At 44.4% G+C, this 612-nt stretch carries 1 rRNA gene; it reads left to right on the plus strand.

Annotated features, from left to right (window positions below):
• Positions 1-37 precede the first annotated feature (37 nt).
• Positions 38-152, plus strand: a 5S ribosomal RNA gene (rrf, locus tag H5154_RS23045).
• The last annotated feature ends 460 nt before the right edge of the window (positions 153-612 follow it).

Consider the following 612-nt stretch of genomic DNA (forward strand, 5'->3'; position numbering starts at 1 on the left):
TTTTAGTTAATTGCTAACGCGATTAACACCGTATTTGCTTGGTAACAATAGCGTTTTGGACCCACCTGACCCCATGCCGAACTCAGTAGTGAAACGAAACAGCGCCGATGATAGTGTAGCATTTGTTATGTGAAAGTAGGACATTGCCAGGCTCCAAATTGAGAAACCCGTTACAGCGATGTGACGGGTTTTTTGTTGTCTGGAATAAAATGAAAACACCAAGCCAAGACCCCATGGTGAACTCAGTAGTGGCCGCTCTTGCATATCCTGTGCTTCACGGCATTCGTATTCCTATACATCAAACAAACCAGCTCGAAGGCGAGCCCCGCACAAGGCCGCCCCGACACAAAGATAGTGTCGCATTTGCTATGTGGCTCTCTACCGCTGTGGGCACTACGACATCGCCAGGCTCCAAATTGAGAAAGCCCGACTAGAAATAGTCGGGCTTTTTTACGTCTGGAATAAAGAAGGTTCGAGGTGAAAGGTAATACCAATCTGCCAAATTATGTGATCTAATTAGCACACTGATACCTATCTACTTTTACTAAATTGAACTTAGAAAAATCCAAGCAACTTTTAGCTTTATCACGTAAAGAGCCTAATGCGAGAAAG

Origin of the sequence: Pseudoalteromonas sp. SR44-5 (assembly GCF_014163675.1) — a bacterium.
GTDB lineage: Bacteria > Pseudomonadota > Gammaproteobacteria > Enterobacterales > Alteromonadaceae > Pseudoalteromonas > Pseudoalteromonas rhizosphaerae.